We start from the raw sequence: 16,772 nt of genomic DNA, 5'->3' as shown, positions 1-16,772 counted from the left end.
ATCAACCTTTCAGTTTGTTGGCACGATCCACATCAATAGTCAGATGGTTATTGTAGAAGTTCAATGCAATCGCAAGAGCGACTGCTGCCTCAGCCGCGGCCAGCACAATCACAAACAGGGAGAAGACCTGCCCATCCAGACCCAGACGACTGAATTTGGAAAAGGCGATGAAGTTAAGGTTGGCACCGTTCAGGACCAGCTCAACACCCATCAGAACACCAATACCGTTTCTCTTCGTGGCCATGCAGATGACGCCGCACACGAAGAGGACCGCACCGACCAGCAGATAGGAATTTATATTTGCAGACATCAGGCTGGACCCGAGAGAATTGCTGATCAGTTGGAAGAAGTTTTCGAACGCTTGGCACGCGCAAGGTAGGCGGCACCAATCAGGACAACCAGGAGATGCACTGACGCAATCTCGAACGGAAGCAAATACGCAGGGCTTTTGACAGAATCTTCAGGAGCACCAAGATCCTTATCCGGCCTCAGTCCCAGCAAACTCAACCCCAGAGGTCTGAGCGTGTTGCCGACGACCGGCCCCTGCTCTACGACCGCTGGCGATTCTCCAGCCATCCAGTCCACCTTGCCGGTGCTTGCAACGACCATGAAAAGGAAGAGCAGGCCGAGAAGACCCGCCACGACCATTTCACCGGATGAGGTTTCAATTTTCTGGTAAGGACCGCTCGCAGTTAACATGATGCCAAACACCAGAAGGACCAGTGTCCCCCCGACATAAACCAGTAACTGCGCCGCACCCACAAAGTCTGCATCCGCGAGGAAGAACAAAGCGGCGGTGCTGCCAAGGCAAATGATCAGCCAGAATGCCATTCGAACGACCGTCTGACTCACTACGACCGCTACTGCACTGAGGCAGGTTGCCAAAGCAAAGATCGTAAATAATACGGATTCACCACTCATTGCTGTCCTCCTGGCAGTTCCAGCCCAGCGGTTGCAATTGAGCTGTCGGAAGCTCTTGCCGAGACATGCTCCTCGCCTTCGTGATGCTCAGCATCTCCATGATCGACTTCATCGGGGTGCTCCGACGTCTGTTCTACCGGCAATGATGCCGTTCTTCCCGCCTGCTCTCGCAAAGCCGCGCTGACACGTTCTCCCAGTGCAGGTCCGAGCGTCGTCTGGCCGGTCTGAGCCAGCGCTAACGGCCAGATCGTCACAGCAAGAAACAGAAAACAACTGATCGGCACGAGATACTTAAGACAGGTTGTCATCACCTGGTCGATTCGGAGACGAGGCAAGGTCCATCGCAGCCAGATCTGAACGAAGACGCCCGCGGAACCCTTCACAGCAAAGACAAGTGCACCGATCACATTCGCCAGATAGCCCGCCAGTGCCGATCCCTCACCGGAAGCAGCCTGCGAGCGAGCCGCATACAGTGCACTGTCAATTGGATCAATGCCCGTGTTCCAGCCACCCAGAAACAGAATCGAGGCGACTGCACAGACAGCAAACATGCTGGCGTATTCGCCCATAAAGAAGAACGACCACCGCATCCCGCTGTATTCCGTGTGAAAACCACCCACCAATTCGCTTTCGGCTTCTGCCAGGTCGAATGGTGCGCGTTTACAACTCGCGGTGGCGACGACGAAATAGACGAAGAAAGCGATGAATGTGAACGGGTCGTGCATGATGAACCAGTTGGTGAACCAGCCCCTCTGCATGGAGCCGATTTCTCCCAGATTCAATGTGCCTGCGGAAACGACGGGTATCAGAGCACAGATTGCGAGCGGAATCTCGTAGCTCACCATCTGAGCCGCCTCCCGCATGCCCCCGAAAAGCGACCATTTCGAACCGCTGGCATATCCAGCCATGATAATGCCGAACACTTCCAGCGACAGGATCGCCAAAAGGATAAATAAGCCTGAGTCTGCGGCGACCGCAACCCAACCATGACTGAATGGCAGCACCATGAATGCTGCGAACGATGAAATACAGACGATGTAAGGGGCGGATCGAAACAGCATAGAGTCCGCAGCAGGAGGACAGAGATCTTCCTTCTGGACCAGTTTGATTCCGTCAGCCAGGGACTGCAGCCACCCGAAACGGCCACCAACGCGAGTCGGGCCGAGACGGTCCTGAATACGCCCGGAAACTTTTCGCTCAAGCCAGATGAAGGCGAACGGCGAGATGGCGAAAACATGAACCAGCAGAATTGCGTGCACGATGGCCGCCAGCAGATAGCCGTATCCGTTCAGCTTATCAATGCCGTTGAAGAATTCTGCTAATGATTGTGTCGCAAAAAGCATACTGTCACACCAAAAGGCAGTTGGTCACCACTCTGACTCAAGAGCAACTCGTTGCCGAAAGTCAAAATGTGGAGCTGGGCAGCACAAGTGCCACACAGCGCGCAGTGCTAAAGTCACCAGGCTAAATCCACCAGAGCAATAATCCCTCAGCGCTGGGCGATTAAGGGGCCTCGGAATATGACAAATGCAAAGTTGGACTGCAACCAACCGGTCCTGGCTTTCGCAACACCGGTTTCAGTTAGCTACAATTGCTCATTGAAAGCAAACTGATTTCTCAGGCCCGAGAAATGAACTGACTGGCATTATGGCGAAGCGTGTTGTTCTGGCGATGAGTGGTGGAGTCGATAGTTCTGCCGCTGCCGTGCTCCTTAAGGAACAGGGATACCAGGTCATCGGATTGTTCATGCGATCCGGTGAAAGTGAATCGTCCTGCGCTCTCTCATCGGACGGCCTGCTTCCTGTGATCAATCAGTCCTCTCATCGGCAGGGATGTTGCAGCGCTGAGGATGCAGGTGATGCTCGACGCGTAGCGGACAGACTGGGGATTCCCTTCCATTCGCTGAACTTTCAGGATTCGTTTCGTCGCATCAAAGACTACTTTGTTGAGGAGTACCTTGCCGGGCGAACACCAAACCCATGCGTTCAGTGCAATAACTGGCTGAAGTTCGGGAAACTATGGGATTTTGCCAAACAAGTCGGTGCTGAATACATCGCGACCGGCCACTACGCTCGCGTGATTCAGGATGCACACACCGGACATTGGCAGCTGCATCGTGGTGTCGACCTGAACAAGGATCAGTCGTACGTTCTGTTCGGGATCGAACGAACATTGCTTCCGCAGATCCTGTTTCCGCTCGGTACGTACCAGAAGCCCGCCATCCGGGAACTGGCCGCGGAGTCCGGGTTGAAGGTGGCCACCAAGAAGGATAGTTACGAAATTTGTTTCGTACCAGACAATGATTACGCCGGATTCATCCAGCGTTGGCATGGCCAGACAGAGACCGCAGGGACATTTGTGGATACCCAGGGGAACGTTCTTGGGGAGCACTCCGGATACGAACAGTTCACGGTTGGGCAACGCAAAGGGCTGGGGCTTGCGTTTGGCGAACCCAGATTTGTGGTTCGGATCGATCCTCAGAAGAAACAGGTCGTTCTGGGAGTGCCGGATGACCTGATCACAGAGTCCGTTTGTGTGGATCAGACAAACTGGCTGGTCGACGAACCTCTGAGTGCATTCGAGTGTGAGACGAAGCTTCGATACCGATCCACTTCGATTCCATGTCGCGTGACTCCGCAGCCGGGTCAGCGGGCTGTTTTGACATCGGATGAGACGTTCAGCGCTGTCGCGCCAGGGCAGGCGGCTGTCTTTTATCAGGGCAGTCAAGTGCTTGGCGGCGGTTGGATTGCGTGAGGCCAAAAGCAAAGGATTCTGCGCGTTCCGAAACTTGGTACTCGGGAGGTTGCCAATGTCACCGATCCCTCTTTTCAATTGTTGCGACTCATCGGGGACCCCGGGAGAAGTGATCGGATGAGGCAATACACCGAATTTCTGCCGACAACGGACAACGAGTCCATCCGGGGTGCCGAGGAATTTCTCACCCTGATGCAGCGCCGTCGCACAGTACGGCATTTCTCCGATCAGCAGATTCCCGACTGCGTTGTGAACAATTGCCTTCAGGTGGCACTCTCTGCTCCCAGTGGAGCCAATCAGCAACCGTGGACATTCGTCGTTGTTAAAGATGTGCAGATTCGCAAACAAATTCGCGAAGCCGCGGAAGAAGAGGAGCGACGGTTTTACGAACATCGGGCGCCGGAAGAGTGGCTGAATGCTCTTCGACCGCTCGGGACAGATGCTTCGAAGCCATTTCTCGAAACGGCCCCGATTTTGATTGCCGTCTTTGCAAGGTCTTGGACTCCGTCAGAAGGTACCAGGTCGAAGCACTATTACGTGAGTGAATCCGTCGGAATCGCGTGTGGCTTCCTGATTGCTGCTCTGCACAACTGCGGACTGGCGGCGCTGACGCATACGCCATCACCGATGAAATTCCTGAACCATATTCTTGAGCGGCCGGATTTCGAACGCCCTTATCTGCTCCTCGCGGCCGGACGTCCTGCCGCTGGCTGTGAGGTCCCTGATATCGCGAAGCGACCATTCGGCGACTCGGTGTTCTACTGCTGAAAGAGTTCTTCGGAGTGTCGCAGCGCACCGCGCGGCAATGTACTGCAGAGTGCTTCTCCCAATTCGCAAATCCGGTTCTTAACAGAATCTTCATGAGCCATTCGCACGAACTTCATATCACAGCCCGATAGTCCCCCTGCTCAAAGCCGGTCAGTTGATCGAGGTCACGTTTCCGTTCACGTGCATCAGGGGATGCATGGTGGCCTTTCGGCCGGAATATTTTGGAGGGTTGAAATGAGAAGTTCGTCGTCAGGTGCTCTGAAGCGCCGCAGTCAGGGTTTTACGCTGATTGAGCTCCTGGTAGTTATTGCAATCATTGCCATTCTTATCGCACTGCTTCTTCCAGCGGTTCAGCAGGCACGAGAAGCTGCCCGCCGCACACAGTGCAAGAACAATCTGAAGCAGATCGGTCTTGCGATTCATAACTATGAAGGTACTTACGGGACAACTCCAACATCCGGCGAGCACACTCGCAATGGTGGTACCTCCAGTGAAGTTCGAATCTTCTTCCCTGTGTCGTTCTTTACCGCGGCTTTGCCATTTATTGAACAGGCCAACATCTACAACGCGTGGGATTTCAACTACAGCTACCTCGGCGCTCCTGGCAGTGCCACTGTGGGCGCAAACAACCGGGCTTTGGCAAAGAGCAGCATTGCTGCATACCTTTGCCCCAGCAACGGTAATTTTGATGAGCAGGGTGGTGGCGGCTACGGTCAGACTGACTACATGCCAATCGCTTATGCGAACATCATCGACCCAGGCCAGCCAAAAACATCGGTTTCCGTCAAAGGTCCGCTTGCTGACCAGGCATACTTCGCCGACGGATTTCTGTCCGGTGGAGCTCGAGGTGTTGGTAAGTTCCGCGATTGCACCGACGGTTTGAGCAACACGATTGCCGTTATCGAAGATGCTGGGCGACCATCGAATATTGTCGGAAAGTATCCAATCGACCTTGCCGGCAACTCATACACCGACGGCTGTGGTGACGGCACCCGCCGTTGTCCAAACCGCTGGGCAGACGGAGACACTGGAAACGGTGTTTCTGGTCCGCCGAACGGTGCTGTTTCCGGCGTTCGAATTATCAACAACAGCAGCAATCCGAAGGGTGGTCCAGCTGACTGTCCGTGGAGCACCAACAACTGCGGTCCGAACGACGAACCATTCAGTTTTCACACGGGCGGTGTTCAGTGCGTTCTGGGTGACGGCTCGGCTCACTTCCTGTCCGAAAACATCGACACCGGAGTTATGCGTCGTCTTTGCGATCCAAAGGACGGCCTGGTAGTCGGCGAGTTCTGATCGATTTGAACATTCGCGTCTGACCCATGCGACGTTTCCGACACCTTGCGGTTTGATGCCGCAAGGTGTTTTTTTTGCGCAAACTCAGCCGGGTGAAAGGAAACTACGCAAAGGGTCCGGACGTGTACGTGAGCAGCAATGTTCCGACATGATTGACATCGCAGACTTCAGACGAAAGCATCGAGTATGCTTTTCAGCCAACGATTTCAGCGGACGGTCGCGCCTACGCAAGGACTTCACTCAGGACATTGCCGTAGACGTCGGTGAGTCGAAAGTCGCGGCCTCCATACCGATAGGTCAGGCGTTCGTGGTTGATTCCAAGCTGATGCAGGACAGTTGCCCACATGTCGTAAATCGTGCATTTGTTTTCGACGACGTGATATCCAAACTCGTCGGTTGCTCCATAGACCGAACCACCCTTCACGCCACCTCCAGCCATCCAGACGCTGAATCCAAAGGGATTATGGTCACGGCCATTGCTGCCCTGCGAGAACGGTGTCCGTCCGAATTCTCCAGCCCAGATGATGAGTGTTTCGTCAAGCAATCCACGTTCGCGCAGATCTCTGATCATGGCCGTGATGGGTTGATCAATCTGTCCTGCCATGGCACGATGTCCTCGCTCAAGGTCACCATGCTGATCCCAGGGGTTCGCAGCGCCACCCGCACCGATGGATCGCGTCAGGCAGCTCAGTTCAATGAATCGTACGCCCTTCTCAGCCAGCCGTCGGGCCAGAAGGCATTGTCGACCATAGGCCGCCATTTCCCGATCGTTCGAATCAATTCCGTATGCACGAAGTGTATGTGGTGTTTCTCCGGAAATGTCACACAGTTCCGGAACTGCGGACTGCATCCGATAGGCTGTTTCGTAATTGCGAATCGCGGCTTCGACCTGAGCGTCATCGTCAGCGCGTGTCAGGAACTGCTGGTCATGTTGCCGTATAAAATTCAGGCGGCGCCTTTGCAGCAAACGCGTCTCCTGAGGAGAGATGTTGGCGATGGCTTCCGGCTTGTCTGCCTGAAGAATGGAACCCTGATGAATGGCAGGCAGAAATCCATTGCTGAACAAACTGACGCCGCCGTGTGGAGGCACTGCACCGCCACTCTGCAGGACAACGTAGCCCGGCAGGTTTTCGTTTTCGATGCCAAGTCCATAACACGTCCACGCACCGGCGCTGGGATGACCCATGAATGGAAAGCCGCTGTGCATCAGGAAATTGCCCTGAGCATGTTCATTCACTGGTGTTGTCATCGATCGAATAACCGCCAGTTCATCCGCTACATTGCCCAGGTGTGGGAACATGCTGCTGATTTCGAGCCCGCTTTGCCCGTGCCTTGTGAATTCAAAGGGACTTCCCATGATCGAACCGTTGTTGTTGAACTGAGTTCGTTCAATTTCAACGGGCATTGGTTTGCCGTGGTCTTTTGTCAGCCGCGGCTTGGGATCGAAACTGTCCACATGGGAGACCCCTCCCGACATGAAGCAAAAGATCACGCGTTTTGCTCGAGGCGGATGGTTCAGGCGGGGTGCCGGTGTGTCGCCTGCGGCAATCTTGGACTGAAGTCCAGCAAGTGCGATGCCTCCGAATCCAATCGCCGCCGTCTGCAGAAGTCGGCGACGTGAATACGCTGGCCTCATGAGTTCGCTCAATTCGCTGGAGCATTGACTGTTTGTGCGACTGTTCATGATGCTTGCCTGGCTGGGGCTGGTGGTCAGGTTTCCCGGACCCTTTTGGCTCATCGTCTGTACGTTCAGCCACCATTCTACAGAACAAATGGAATCGAAAGTAGTTGTGATATGAGTTTCCAGCCCCCAAAACCGCTCTACAGAAGTGAAATCATGCCATGGGCGGATGAATTTGGGATGTTACTGTCTTGTGGTAAACTCGCGCAAACGGCAATCACCGGGCACCTTTCAATGAAGACGTTTCAATTCACACACTGACTCAATTCACACACTCAATTGACACATTGGTTTTCTTTTCAAAGAGCGTTGCATGCTTCGTAATCCTCATATTTCATGGCGAGCATTGTCGATGTTCAGTCGGTCGATGGCTCAGATGCTGGAGGCAGGAGTCGAAATCCGGAAAGCATTGAAGACCGCCTCTCGGAATTCGCCGGACTCACGATTGCCGGGACTCATAGAAAATGTCAACCGGCGCATTACCAGTGGAGCAACGCTTGCTGATGCGTTGAATGAGAACGAGGAAAGATTTCCACCGTTGTTTCGTGATCTTGTCAATGTGGGCGAGCAGACCGGAGCGATGCCGGAAGTGTTTGCCTCTCTGTCCCGTTATTACGAATCGCGGCTCAAGCAGGTCCGCGACTTTCGCTCTGCAATCTCCTGGCCGGTCTTCCAATTGGTCATCGCAGTGGGTGTGATTGGGTTACTGATTTTTATCGTGGGATTTCTTCCGCCACAGGCCAATGGAGAACCTGTTGACATTGTCGGACTGGGGCTGCATGGCGCAACTGGTGCGATGATCTGGCTTGTCGGGAGTTTCGGGCTGGGGTTCGCACTGATTGCGGGCTGGATCTTTGCCAACCGTAATCTGGCCGGGCAAACATTTCTGCATCCGTTTCTGCTTGGGTTGCCTCAAATCGGTTCCTGTATGAAATCCTTTGCCATCGCGAGATTCTCGTGGTGCTTCGCCCTGACGCAGCAGGCTGGCATGTCCATTCGGCCGTCACTGAATTGCAGTCTGAAAGCCACTGCAAACGGCGCCTATGTGATGGCAGAGCCTGTGATCTGGGATGCTCTTCAACAGGGAGAGACATTTGCTGATGCTGTCGCATCGTCCGGTTTGTTTCCTGAAGACTACATCCAGTTTCTGGAAACCGCCGAGCAGTCCGGGACGGTTCCCGAGGAACTGGACCGAATGAGCCACGTATTCGAATCGGAGGCGGTTCGCGCACTTCAGAGGCTGGCCTCCATCGTCAGTACGCTCGTCTGGCTGTTCATCGCGGGGTTCATCATCTTCTTTATCTTCCGAATCTTCCTGACATTCATTATGCCCAACTACCAGATCGACGGAGGGCTCTGAAAAGGCTCACTTCAGATGCCGGGATGGCGGTTGCCTTACCTGCATGGCGGAGAGTGCCTGCGGCAGATAAACTCGGCACGGAATGGGTGTCCCTGCGCAGGGTCGGCACCATTTTTCTTGAGAAGATAAGTCAGGACTTTGAATCAGGGGTGACGACCCTGCCGGAGACGGATGTCGCTACAACTGGAACCAGTTTGGTCATGGCCGATTGCAGTTTTCGCCTGTCTGGTGATGCTGTTGATGACTGCGCTGATTTATCCCAGACGTACGAAACATCTTCCCTCGAAGAGTCGACGATGGCTGATGGCTTTCCGCATCGCAGTTGTTGTCTTGTTGACTATCCTGATACTTCGCCCTGCGGTCGTATTGAAGCGGCAGGACAAAACGGACTCCGTTCTTTATGTCCTTGTCGACAGAAGCCGCAGTTTTCAGACCACCGATGCTCCGGGAAATGTGGCCCGCCGTGAAGCAGCTCTGAAAACGCTTCAGGCAGCAAAAGAATTCATCGATCAGCTCAAAGACAAAGCGGAGATACGCATCCGTGATTTCGATGAGATTTTACACGCGACGGAAGAACAAACACCGGAGTCGGATGGCAAGTCCACAGCGATCGGTTATGCACTGGATTCGTTGATCGACGAAGCTGGTCGGGACCGGGTCAGCGGCGTGGTCATGCTGAGCGACGGTCGTCAGGCCGCGCTGGGTAGTAAAGACGTCGATCCGTTACAGCCCGCGCGAACACTGGGACGACAACAACGTCCGGTCTACACCGTTGTCTACGGCAGTAGCGAGTCTTCTGAATCCGGTCAGGACGTCGCTCTCGATGAACTGGACTTGTCCCGGGATGTCTTCAAAGGCAATGTCGTTCCCATACGTGTTCGCCTGAAGTGTGCCGGAGTGCTGGGGCAACCGGTGCGTGTGCGAGTCTTGCTGGAGGATCGCTCGGATCCACGTCTTCAGCTTGGTCAGACGGGGCCAATGAAGCCCGTCAATCCAACGGCGCAGACTCAGCCGATTGTTGTGCATACGCCGACGAATCCGGATGACGAAGTGACGATCTCGCTGAATATCGTTCCTGAAATTGCAGGAGATCTGAAACTGGCGGTGGAAGCCGATGTTCTGCCAGGTGAACTGCGGCAAACGAACAACCGAGTGGAAACGATTATTCGTGTGCAGCAGGGCGGAATCCGAGTCGCTTATTTTGACATCCTTCGCTGGGAATCCCGGTTTCTTCGAGCGATCAATGTGAGTAACCGAGTGCAGATCGATTTCATTCGTATTCTGCAGGGACCGCTGGCTGGCAAGAACAGGATTCCCGACTCTTACTTTGTGCCGGGTGAATACGACGCTTTCATTATCGGCAACGTTCCAGCTTCCGCCTTTGAACCGGGGCAGTTGATGAATATGCAGCAGTGTTGTCTGCAGGGCGCCGGGTTGATGATGACGGGTGGCTTTGAGAACTTCGGGGCAGGCGGCTACGCCGACACTGCGATCGCTCCACTTCTTCCTGTTGAATTGCGTCAGAACGACCAGCAGTTGACGGACCTTCTGAAGATGCTGCCAACTCGTGACGGGCTTGCACACTATGTGATGCAGATAGCGTTGCTCGATCGCAATCGTGAACGCTGGGAACAACTACCGCCACTGGATGGTGCCAACCTTCTGAAGCGTCGTGATCAGTCCGCCGCTCAGATACTGGCGGCGTCAGCAGAAGGTACGCCACTTTTGATCGGTCAGAGTATCGGTAACAGTCGGGTTCTTGCATTCGCTGGCGATAGCACGTGGCAATGGGCAATGCAGGGGTTTGCTGAAGAACACCAGCGATTCTGGCGGCAGGTCATTTTCTGGTTAACCAGGAAGGATGCGGACAGCGATTCGCTCGTCTGGGTCAACGCTGACCCTCGCGACCTTTCACCAGGGCAACCCGCTGAATTAACGTTTGGTGCCCGGGATTCTGAGGGTCAGCCGCTTGCTGATGCCATCTACACGGTCGAAGTGACCACGCCGTCCGGAAAGAATATTTCCGTCGTCCCTCGCAAGGTGCCGGAAGGCGGCAATGGTGAATTCTCGGAGACGCTGGAAGCAGGAGACTACTGGGTCAAAGTTGCCGCCATGGCAAACGGTACTGCCGTCGGTCCAACAGCCGTGACCCGATTCAATGTCAACTCAAGAGATCCGGAACTGGACTATCCCGCAGCGGATCCGGATCTGATGCGCGAAATCGCGCACGTCAGTGGTGGAGAATACCTGACACCTGATGAAATGATTTCCCGCTTCGAAAAGTGGGCGATGGACGGTTTGCCGGGTATGGATCTCGAGCGAACTGAACGCATCACGCTGTGGGATAACTGGCTGATGCTGCTCCTGATCATTAGTCTGCTGACGATCGAGTGGGCGTTGCGGAAGAAACGCGGGCTCGTCTGAGGTAGATCTGAAGTCCGTGCCTTGAAGCGAAGGATGATCTCAGAACTGGATCTCCGGCCGCGCGAGCAAGGAACTGTGTTCGCCTTCAGTTGACTTCAGCGTATCGACGGGTGATTCATGACTGTGTGGATTTCCGTCAGTATCGTCAGAAACCGAGTTCTGCTGATTCTGAGTGGTGCCGACATCCTGATGACCAAACCACAGCTGGAAGTGCTGAAATGAATCCATACCCTTCACGATCCATCGCCCGAGCGATGATCGCAGCATGGCTGATGTGCCAGGGAACGGTAATCGCTGGAATGCCAATGGTGACGCTGACCGATGTCGGTCGGATGCGCCTCTCGACCGTTTCGTTCTTTCTGCTGTTGATACTGTTGAGCGCGGCCGGTATCCGATCTCTCTGGAATGGATTACGCTCAGATTTTCCGCAGCTGCCGGAAATCTCATTCTGCACATCAGTCAGAGGTGTGCTGTTGTGGGGGATCATGTTTGTTGTGGTCCTGACGATGATATCCGGTGCTCGAGAGCTGATGACACCCGGAGCGTGGGTGAAAAAAGGACTGACCTATCAGCTTGCTGAGGAATCTGATGCCGCCGATCAGAAGACTCAGGGCCAGCAGATAGCTGATGAAGTTCAGAGACAGATCGCTTTTCAGGCAGAAAGAATGAGCCGCCTTCAACAGCTGCACGTAGTACTGCTGGATTGGGCACGAAGGCATGGCGACTGGCCTGATCAGGTGCAGTTTCTCGAACTTCCCGAAGTGATTCGAACAATGCCGGGCGACTTTCCGGCTCCCTACTTGTACCGGACGGAGATCCCGAAACCGCAATCATCAGCGTCTGAAGACCTTTCTGTGGACGCCCCATTTCTCGTGATAGAGCCTTTGATCTTTGACGGGCAGGTGCAGCTGGCACTGGATGCAGCCGGAATGGTCCGGCAACTCAGGAACACACCATGAAAAGCATGAAGTGGATAGGTGTCAGTTTCGTGATCTGGCTTGTCATCGCCGCTTGTTGTGCATTCGCAGGACTGCCCTTCATCGGAGAAATCCCTCTGCGGATCGTCTTCGGCTGGATTGACTTTGTTTACAGAACGCTTCCGAATATTGAGTGGAACTGGGCTTCGGCTGGACTGGCAGCCATTTCACTGGTGGCACTGCTTGTTGGGGTGCAAAGATTGGGTGTGCGGTGGATGAGATATCGCTCGCGGCAACGCGGGATGAATGATGGGCCATGGCGTTTCCGCTGGACAGGCTCACTGGTGGCAGGTCTTCTCCTGGCGTTTACGGCTGGCATCAGTGTGCTGGGCGCTGTGCATCAGCTTGTCTGGATCGTGACTCGTGAGGAACCATTTGTCGAAAGTGATGGCTTCCATCTGTCCGGCAGAACGCAATCCCGAAATCATCTGAAGCAAATCGGTCTTGCTGTGCACAACTACTCGGACACACATGGGCTGCTTCCGCCGGGAGTGTCGTTTGATGAACAGGGCCGAGCCATGCACAGTACTCTGACCATGTTGCTGCCGTTTATCGAACAGCAAGGCCTGTATTCTTCCATCGATCTGAATTTGCCGTGGAACGATATCAGCAATCAATTGCCGTTTCAGACAAGGATCCCGGGCTATGAGTTTCCGCCACAAGTTCCAAACCCCGAAATGCGACCGCGGCGAGACATGCTTGCTCCTGCCAACTACGCTGGCAATATCCGGCTGCTTATGCCCGGCTCTGCGATGAGCTTCAGGGACATTAACGACGGCACGTCAAATACCATACTTGCAGGTGAAGTCATGGCGGGGCTCCGACCCTGGGGCGACCCTTTGAACCTGCGTGATCCGGCGAAGGGTGTTAACAAAGGTCCCGAGGGATACAGCTCACCTTTCCATGGCGGTGTCAACGTGCTGTTTGCAGACGGTTCAACACGATTTCTGTCGAGCGACACGGAACCAGGTATTCTGAAAGCGTTAAGTACTCCTGCTGGCGCTGAACCACTGGCGGATTTCTGAAGTCGAAACTGTTACGCGGTGAAATCGTGAGGTGATCTGTGGAAACGGTTGCGAATCCTTTCGCAGCTCCGGAAACTCAGGAGCTTCAGCAAGGCAGTCTTTATGATGCTCTCGGCCTCGCGGAAGTCCCGTTCAGAATTTCGGGCGATAGTTTGCTGTGTGGGTCAGACGTTTCTCTGCCGCCAGTGTGCGTCATCACCGGGCAGACCACCAACCTGACATTCCAGAGTCGCGAAATTGTGATTCCTCCTCCGGAATGGAAAGTTGTTGAGTGGGTTGTTATTGCCACGGGTGTCTGTCTGCTTGCAGGTTTTCTGTTGATCCCGGGGCTTGTCGTCCTGTTCCTGGGAGCCTTCTACAGAAGCACGCGAGACCTTTCGATGACCGTACCGAAGTTCGTTTTGGGATGGGTTCCTGCCTCTGCTGTGGTCGTGGTTGGTGTCGTTTGCTTGCTGTGCTGGTTGCAGTTTGTCTTTCGACGCGAGAGTAAGCGAATTCATATTCGGTACTATGTCGATCTCCCAAGCCGTAATCGATCCATCGCTGTGAACATGACCACGATCCTTTTTGGCTACATGCTGTTTTGTTTATCGACGGGGTTAGTACTTGAAGGGAATGTGGGCATCGCTGGGTGTCTTTCCGTTTTGCTGGTTGTTACGGCGTGCGGATGGCTGTTTCGGAAGCGACTGCGTGCTTGCGCCGGTTTGTACTGGCGTGGTTGGTCTGCCGTCGAGATTGGGCCAGGCTACTATCGACTGAAGGGCCCGAAGGCATCCTTTTTCAGGGCGGTCCTGGCAGACAAATCGGATTTTGAACCCCGCAACGCAGCACTCACGACAGCAAATGGCGAGCGATGAAGATCATTGCTCTCGTCAGTCTCCCGGGAATGACGAGAGCGACATTCAAAAGCGTGCTGTGAATCCCCTTTTGCTCCCCGGGCTTCATTACTTTCCTGACACGGGAGGCGGATTGCGCCACGGTTTCAGAAAGCGACGGAGATTCGAGTGACTGGAAAATGCCAGCAAGGCCCGTTGTGTTAGTTGCGGCTTTTTACTGGACGGAACACATGCACCCACGACAGGAAGCTTTGCACATGCCGAGTCTGAATCCAGACCCGGCCTTGTCCCGAGAAACGGCACACGAGTCCTTCACCTCCAAAGAACAGAGTCTTCAGTTTGCTTCCACCACGAAGCCCCGGAAGAACTGAAACGTGGTAGTTGAGAGTGTCTTCGAATGCAACGATATAGCCTGTATCCACGATGAATTCGTCTTTGACATTAACAGACAAAATAGCACCATAGGAATTGAAGAAGATATCGCCTTCGCCGCTGGCTTTCAGCAGTACGAGTCCCTGGCCGCCGAAAAAGCCTTTTGCCCCCTGCCATTTTCCGGTGACTTCGACTCCGTCACTATGCAGCATGAAGGCACCTCGCTGCAGCATGAGCGAGTTGCCAGTCAGCTCATAATGCGCCGCATCTCCCATGGCCCCTGCGGCAAAGACAACTTCCCCAGACCCCTTGTCGGCGGTGAACGTGTTGATAATCATGTTCTCGCCGCCAAGCATTCGTCCAAGTGTCTTGCCGAGTCCGCCTTTGAAACCGGATTTCAGTGTGACGCTCGGTGTCATTGAAGCCATGGCAGACGTTTCGGCGTATACTCTCTGGCCCTGTTCAAGGCTGATCGTCACCAGTGCAAAGTCTGGGCGTTGAGAAATCTCGTAGTCAAAATTCGGGGTCGAACCGCTGAGGATTTCTGCTCCTGTTGCATTATCGTTGGCGGCCGACGGGGTCGGTCTTGGTGCGGGTCGACCCGTCTGTACTCGGTCGGCCCCGGTTGCGGGCGGCCGCGGCATGACTGGCCGTTCGGGAGCTGATCGTGCCGATTCCGATGGTAGTTCCTGTCGCCGCGCGATTCGGGGCTTCTCCGAGGCGGTTGGTGGCGGGGTGTCGGGCCGCGCAACCGGCTTTGCAACACGAGGCCTTGTTGACTCCGGCGATGCCCCATTGCCTGAGGGAATTGGCATTGTGGCACCGCAGTCTTTGCATTTGGCGGCTTTGCCAGCAGCTTCGTCCGGGACTCGATATCGTTTACTGCACGATGGGCAGGAGAATTCGATCATGATACGAGATACTTGTTAGCGAGGCTTAAGTTTTGGACCGAGTGCTTTACCGAAGCTCGGTGGGTTGTGGCTCTGGCAGTAAAGGCGTCCTTGTCCGCTGAACCTGCAAACCAGCCCTTCTCCGCCAAGAAAGCTGCCAATCCAGCTCTTGCCGGCTTTTACAACACTGAACTGCAGTGTGTCTTCAAAGGCGACGATATGACCCGTGTCGACGATATATTCACCATCTATGTACATATCGTAGATAGCACCGAAGCTGCTGAGAAACAAACTGCCTTCGCCAGTACACTTGAGCCAGAACATGCTTTCACCGCTGAACAGGGCTTTACCAAGTCCCTGCCAGGTCGCGTCGATCTCAATGCCTGAGTCTGAAGCCATCCAGCTGGACCCCTGGACGATCAGTGATCCACCCTGCAACGGAACATGAACCACGTCTCCCAGCATCGACGGCCCCAGGATCAGTGATTGCCGATCATCAATCGCTGTAAAGTGATTCAGAAACATGCTTTCGCCAGCCAGCATGCGTTTCAGGGCTTTTCCCAGTCCGCCACCGCGGCCCCCTTTTTTGCGGGTGGTTGTTTCGACTTCGAAGCCCGGAGACATGGCGATCATTGCGCCGACTTCGCAGGTGAGTGATTCACCATCATCCATCAGCAGGCGGGCAACCGAAGCTGCCGGGCGGGAGAGAATCTTGAACTTCATGAGATTCCTCAGGGAGGCAAGTCAGAGCATTTGCTCGGTAAGAAGAATGACTGGGTACAAAAAGACAGACACGTTGTTACCAGAGATGCGAGTTGGTCCATGCTGTCAGGCCACCAAACGAACGTGACTGCATGTAAATGCGGCCAGGTCCGGATATCCGCGCGATGAGACCTTCGCCGCTGAAGAAACTGGAGAATATACCGCCCGCCATTCCTATCCGAACACCGACGGATGGCTCATAGGCAACAAGGTGTCCGGTATCGACGATGTATTCATCGTCTACTTCGCGTACGAAGATGCCACCGTAGGCACCGAACCAGACACGACCTTCTCCACTCACTTTCAAACGGAAGAGTCCTTCACCAGCAATTGCCATTTTGATACCGGCCCATGCGAGAGTCATTTTCACACCCGGATCACAGGCAATGAATGCTCCCGGCTGAAGGAACATCGTATTGCCCTTCAATTCGAGACATTCAATGTCTCCGGGGAACGGCTGTGTCAGAACAAGCTCGCCTTCCGTGTCAGTGGAAAAGACGTTTACAAACATCGATTCACTTCCAAAGACACGTCGCGCAATGCCTTTGATGACTCCGCCGCTCCACCGCGTCGTCATATCGATTGTTGCGCTCATGCTGGCCATCGCATCAGCTTCAGCGATGATTTGCTCACCGGCCTCCAGATGAATGCGGATGTTTGCAAAAGACGGCCGGTTTCGGATTTCTGATTCCATTGATGAAAGCAC

Annotated in this window: 15 protein-coding genes; 8 read left to right on the top strand and 7 right to left on the bottom strand. The window is 54.4% G+C overall.

Going from position 1 to position 16,772, the window contains the following annotated elements:
• Position 1: 1 nt before the first annotated feature.
• Genes nuoK through R3C20_13795 form a run of 3 tightly spaced genes read right to left on the bottom strand, consistent with a single transcriptional unit; the run spans position 2 to position 2,264 of the window.
• Positions 2-310, bottom strand: a complete 309-nt coding sequence (nuoK, locus tag R3C20_13805) for an NADH-quinone oxidoreductase subunit NuoK (GenBank protein ID MEZ6041575.1) — start codon at positions 308-310, stop codon at positions 2-4.
• Between the two features lie 26 nt (positions 311-336).
• On the bottom strand, positions 337-921 hold the full coding sequence (locus tag R3C20_13800; GenBank protein MEZ6041574.1) for an NADH-quinone oxidoreductase subunit J: 585 nt from the start codon (positions 919-921) through the stop codon (positions 337-339).
• Positions 918-2,264 carry a complex I subunit 1 family protein gene (locus tag R3C20_13795; protein ID MEZ6041573.1) on the bottom strand — a complete coding sequence of 449 codons (1,347 nt, stop codon included), beginning with the start codon at positions 2,262-2,264 and terminating at the stop codon, positions 918-920. Before R3C20_13795 ends, R3C20_13800 begins: the two co-directional genes overlap by 4 nt.
• A 292-nt stretch (positions 2,265-2,556) precedes the next feature.
• Here R3C20_13795 and mnmA point away from each other — a divergent pair, with 292 nt between their 5' ends.
• The 3 genes from mnmA (at position 2,557) to R3C20_13780 (ending at position 5,739) form a co-directional block, all read left to right on the top strand.
• On the top strand, positions 2,557-3,675 hold the full coding sequence (gene mnmA, locus R3C20_13790) for a tRNA 2-thiouridine(34) synthase MnmA (GenBank protein ID MEZ6041572.1): 1,119 nt from the start codon (positions 2,557-2,559) through the stop codon (positions 3,673-3,675).
• Between the two features lie 117 nt (positions 3,676-3,792).
• A complete protein-coding gene (locus R3C20_13785; GenBank protein ID MEZ6041571.1) occupies positions 3,793-4,443 on the top strand; it encodes a nitroreductase family protein in 651 nt (216 codons plus the stop codon).
• 234 nt (positions 4,444-4,677) lie between these two features.
• The gene (locus R3C20_13780) at positions 4,678-5,739 is read left to right on the top strand and encodes a DUF1559 domain-containing protein (protein MEZ6041570.1); all 1,062 of its coding nucleotides are present in this window, start codon (positions 4,678-4,680) and stop codon (positions 5,737-5,739) included.
• A 223-nt stretch (positions 5,740-5,962) separates the two neighbouring features.
• Here R3C20_13780 and R3C20_13775 read toward each other — a convergent pair whose 3' ends face one another.
• Entirely contained in the window at positions 5,963-7,477 is a 1,515-nt protein-coding gene (locus R3C20_13775) for a DUF1501 domain-containing protein (protein MEZ6041569.1), read from the bottom strand.
• A gap of 256 nt (positions 7,478-7,733) precedes the next feature.
• Here R3C20_13775 and R3C20_13770 point away from each other — a divergent pair, with 256 nt between their 5' ends.
• From R3C20_13770 to R3C20_13750, 5 genes are all read left to right on the top strand, one after another.
• Entirely contained in the window at positions 7,734-8,780 is a 1,047-nt protein-coding gene (locus R3C20_13770) for a type II secretion system F family protein (protein ID MEZ6041568.1), read from the top strand.
• Positions 8,781-9,020: 240 nt separating this feature from the next.
• Positions 9,021-11,204, top strand: coding sequence for a glutamine amidotransferase (locus tag R3C20_13765; protein ID MEZ6041567.1), 2,184 nt, complete (start codon positions 9,021-9,023; stop codon positions 11,202-11,204).
• 218 nt (positions 11,205-11,422) lie between these two features.
• Positions 11,423-12,163: a hypothetical protein gene (locus R3C20_13760; GenBank protein MEZ6041566.1), complete on the top strand. Its 741-nt coding sequence runs from the start codon at positions 11,423-11,425 to the stop codon at positions 12,161-12,163.
• On the top strand, positions 12,160-13,206 hold the full coding sequence (locus R3C20_13755) for a DUF1559 domain-containing protein (protein ID MEZ6041565.1): 1,047 nt from the start codon (positions 12,160-12,162) through the stop codon (positions 13,204-13,206). The genes R3C20_13760 and R3C20_13755 overlap by 4 nt, the downstream gene beginning before the upstream one ends.
• Before the next feature lie 38 nt (positions 13,207-13,244).
• The gene (locus R3C20_13750) at positions 13,245-14,063 is read left to right on the top strand and encodes a hypothetical protein (protein ID MEZ6041564.1); all 819 of its coding nucleotides are present in this window, start codon (positions 13,245-13,247) and stop codon (positions 14,061-14,063) included.
• Between the two features lie 179 nt (positions 14,064-14,242).
• Here R3C20_13750 and R3C20_13745 read toward each other — a convergent pair whose 3' ends face one another.
• The 3 genes from R3C20_13745 to R3C20_13735 all read right to left on the bottom strand — a co-directional run bounded on the left by R3C20_13745 (position 14,243) and on the right by R3C20_13735 (position 16,760).
• A complete protein-coding gene (locus tag R3C20_13745) occupies positions 14,243-15,325 on the bottom strand; it encodes a TIGR00266 family protein (GenBank protein ID MEZ6041563.1) in 1,083 nt (360 codons plus the stop codon).
• Between the two features lie 15 nt (positions 15,326-15,340).
• Positions 15,341-16,027 carry a TIGR00266 family protein gene (locus tag R3C20_13740; GenBank protein ID MEZ6041562.1) on the bottom strand — a complete coding sequence of 229 codons (687 nt, stop codon included), beginning with the start codon at positions 16,025-16,027 and terminating at the stop codon, positions 15,341-15,343.
• Between the two features lie 76 nt (positions 16,028-16,103).
• On the bottom strand, positions 16,104-16,760 hold the full coding sequence (locus R3C20_13735; GenBank protein ID MEZ6041561.1) for a TIGR00266 family protein: 657 nt from the start codon (positions 16,758-16,760) through the stop codon (positions 16,104-16,106).
• Positions 16,761-16,772 lie beyond the last annotated feature (12 nt).

The organism is Planctomycetaceae bacterium (assembly GCA_041398825.1).
GTDB lineage: Bacteria > Planctomycetota > Planctomycetia > Planctomycetales > Planctomycetaceae > F1-80-MAGs062.
This window is presented reverse-complemented; position numbering and strand designations above follow the sequence as displayed.

Coding starts and splice junctions, on each gene's coding strand:
- R3C20_13775 (MEZ6041569.1), bottom strand. CDS start 7,477: ATGAGCCAAAAGGGTCCGGGAAACCTGACCACCAGCCCCAGCCAGGCA.
- R3C20_13795 (MEZ6041573.1), bottom strand. CDS start 2,264: ATGCTTTTTGCGACACAATCATTAGCAGAATTCTTCAACGGCATTGAT.
- R3C20_13745 (MEZ6041563.1), bottom strand. CDS start 15,325: ATGATCGAATTCTCCTGCCCATCGTGCAGTAAACGATATCGAGTCCCG.
- R3C20_13785 (MEZ6041571.1), top strand. CDS start 3,793: ATGAGGCAATACACCGAATTTCTGCCGACAACGGACAACGAGTCCATC.
- R3C20_13760 (MEZ6041566.1), top strand. CDS start 11,423: ATGAATCCATACCCTTCACGATCCATCGCCCGAGCGATGATCGCAGCA.
- R3C20_13755 (MEZ6041565.1), top strand. CDS start 12,160: ATGAAAAGCATGAAGTGGATAGGTGTCAGTTTCGTGATCTGGCTTGTC.
- R3C20_13765 (MEZ6041567.1), top strand. CDS start 9,021: ATGACTGCGCTGATTTATCCCAGACGTACGAAACATCTTCCCTCGAAG.
- R3C20_13770 (MEZ6041568.1), top strand. CDS start 7,734: ATGCTTCGTAATCCTCATATTTCATGGCGAGCATTGTCGATGTTCAGT.
- R3C20_13780 (MEZ6041570.1), top strand. CDS start 4,678: ATGAGAAGTTCGTCGTCAGGTGCTCTGAAGCGCCGCAGTCAGGGTTTT.
- R3C20_13740 (MEZ6041562.1), bottom strand. CDS start 16,027: ATGAAGTTCAAGATTCTCTCCCGCCCGGCAGCTTCGGTTGCCCGCCTG.
- R3C20_13735 (MEZ6041561.1), bottom strand. CDS start 16,760: ATGGAATCAGAAATCCGAAACCGGCCGTCTTTTGCAAACATCCGCATT.
- R3C20_13800 (MEZ6041574.1), bottom strand. CDS start 921: ATGAGTGGTGAATCCGTATTATTTACGATCTTTGCTTTGGCAACCTGC.
- nuoK (MEZ6041575.1), bottom strand. CDS start 310: ATGTCTGCAAATATAAATTCCTATCTGCTGGTCGGTGCGGTCCTCTTC.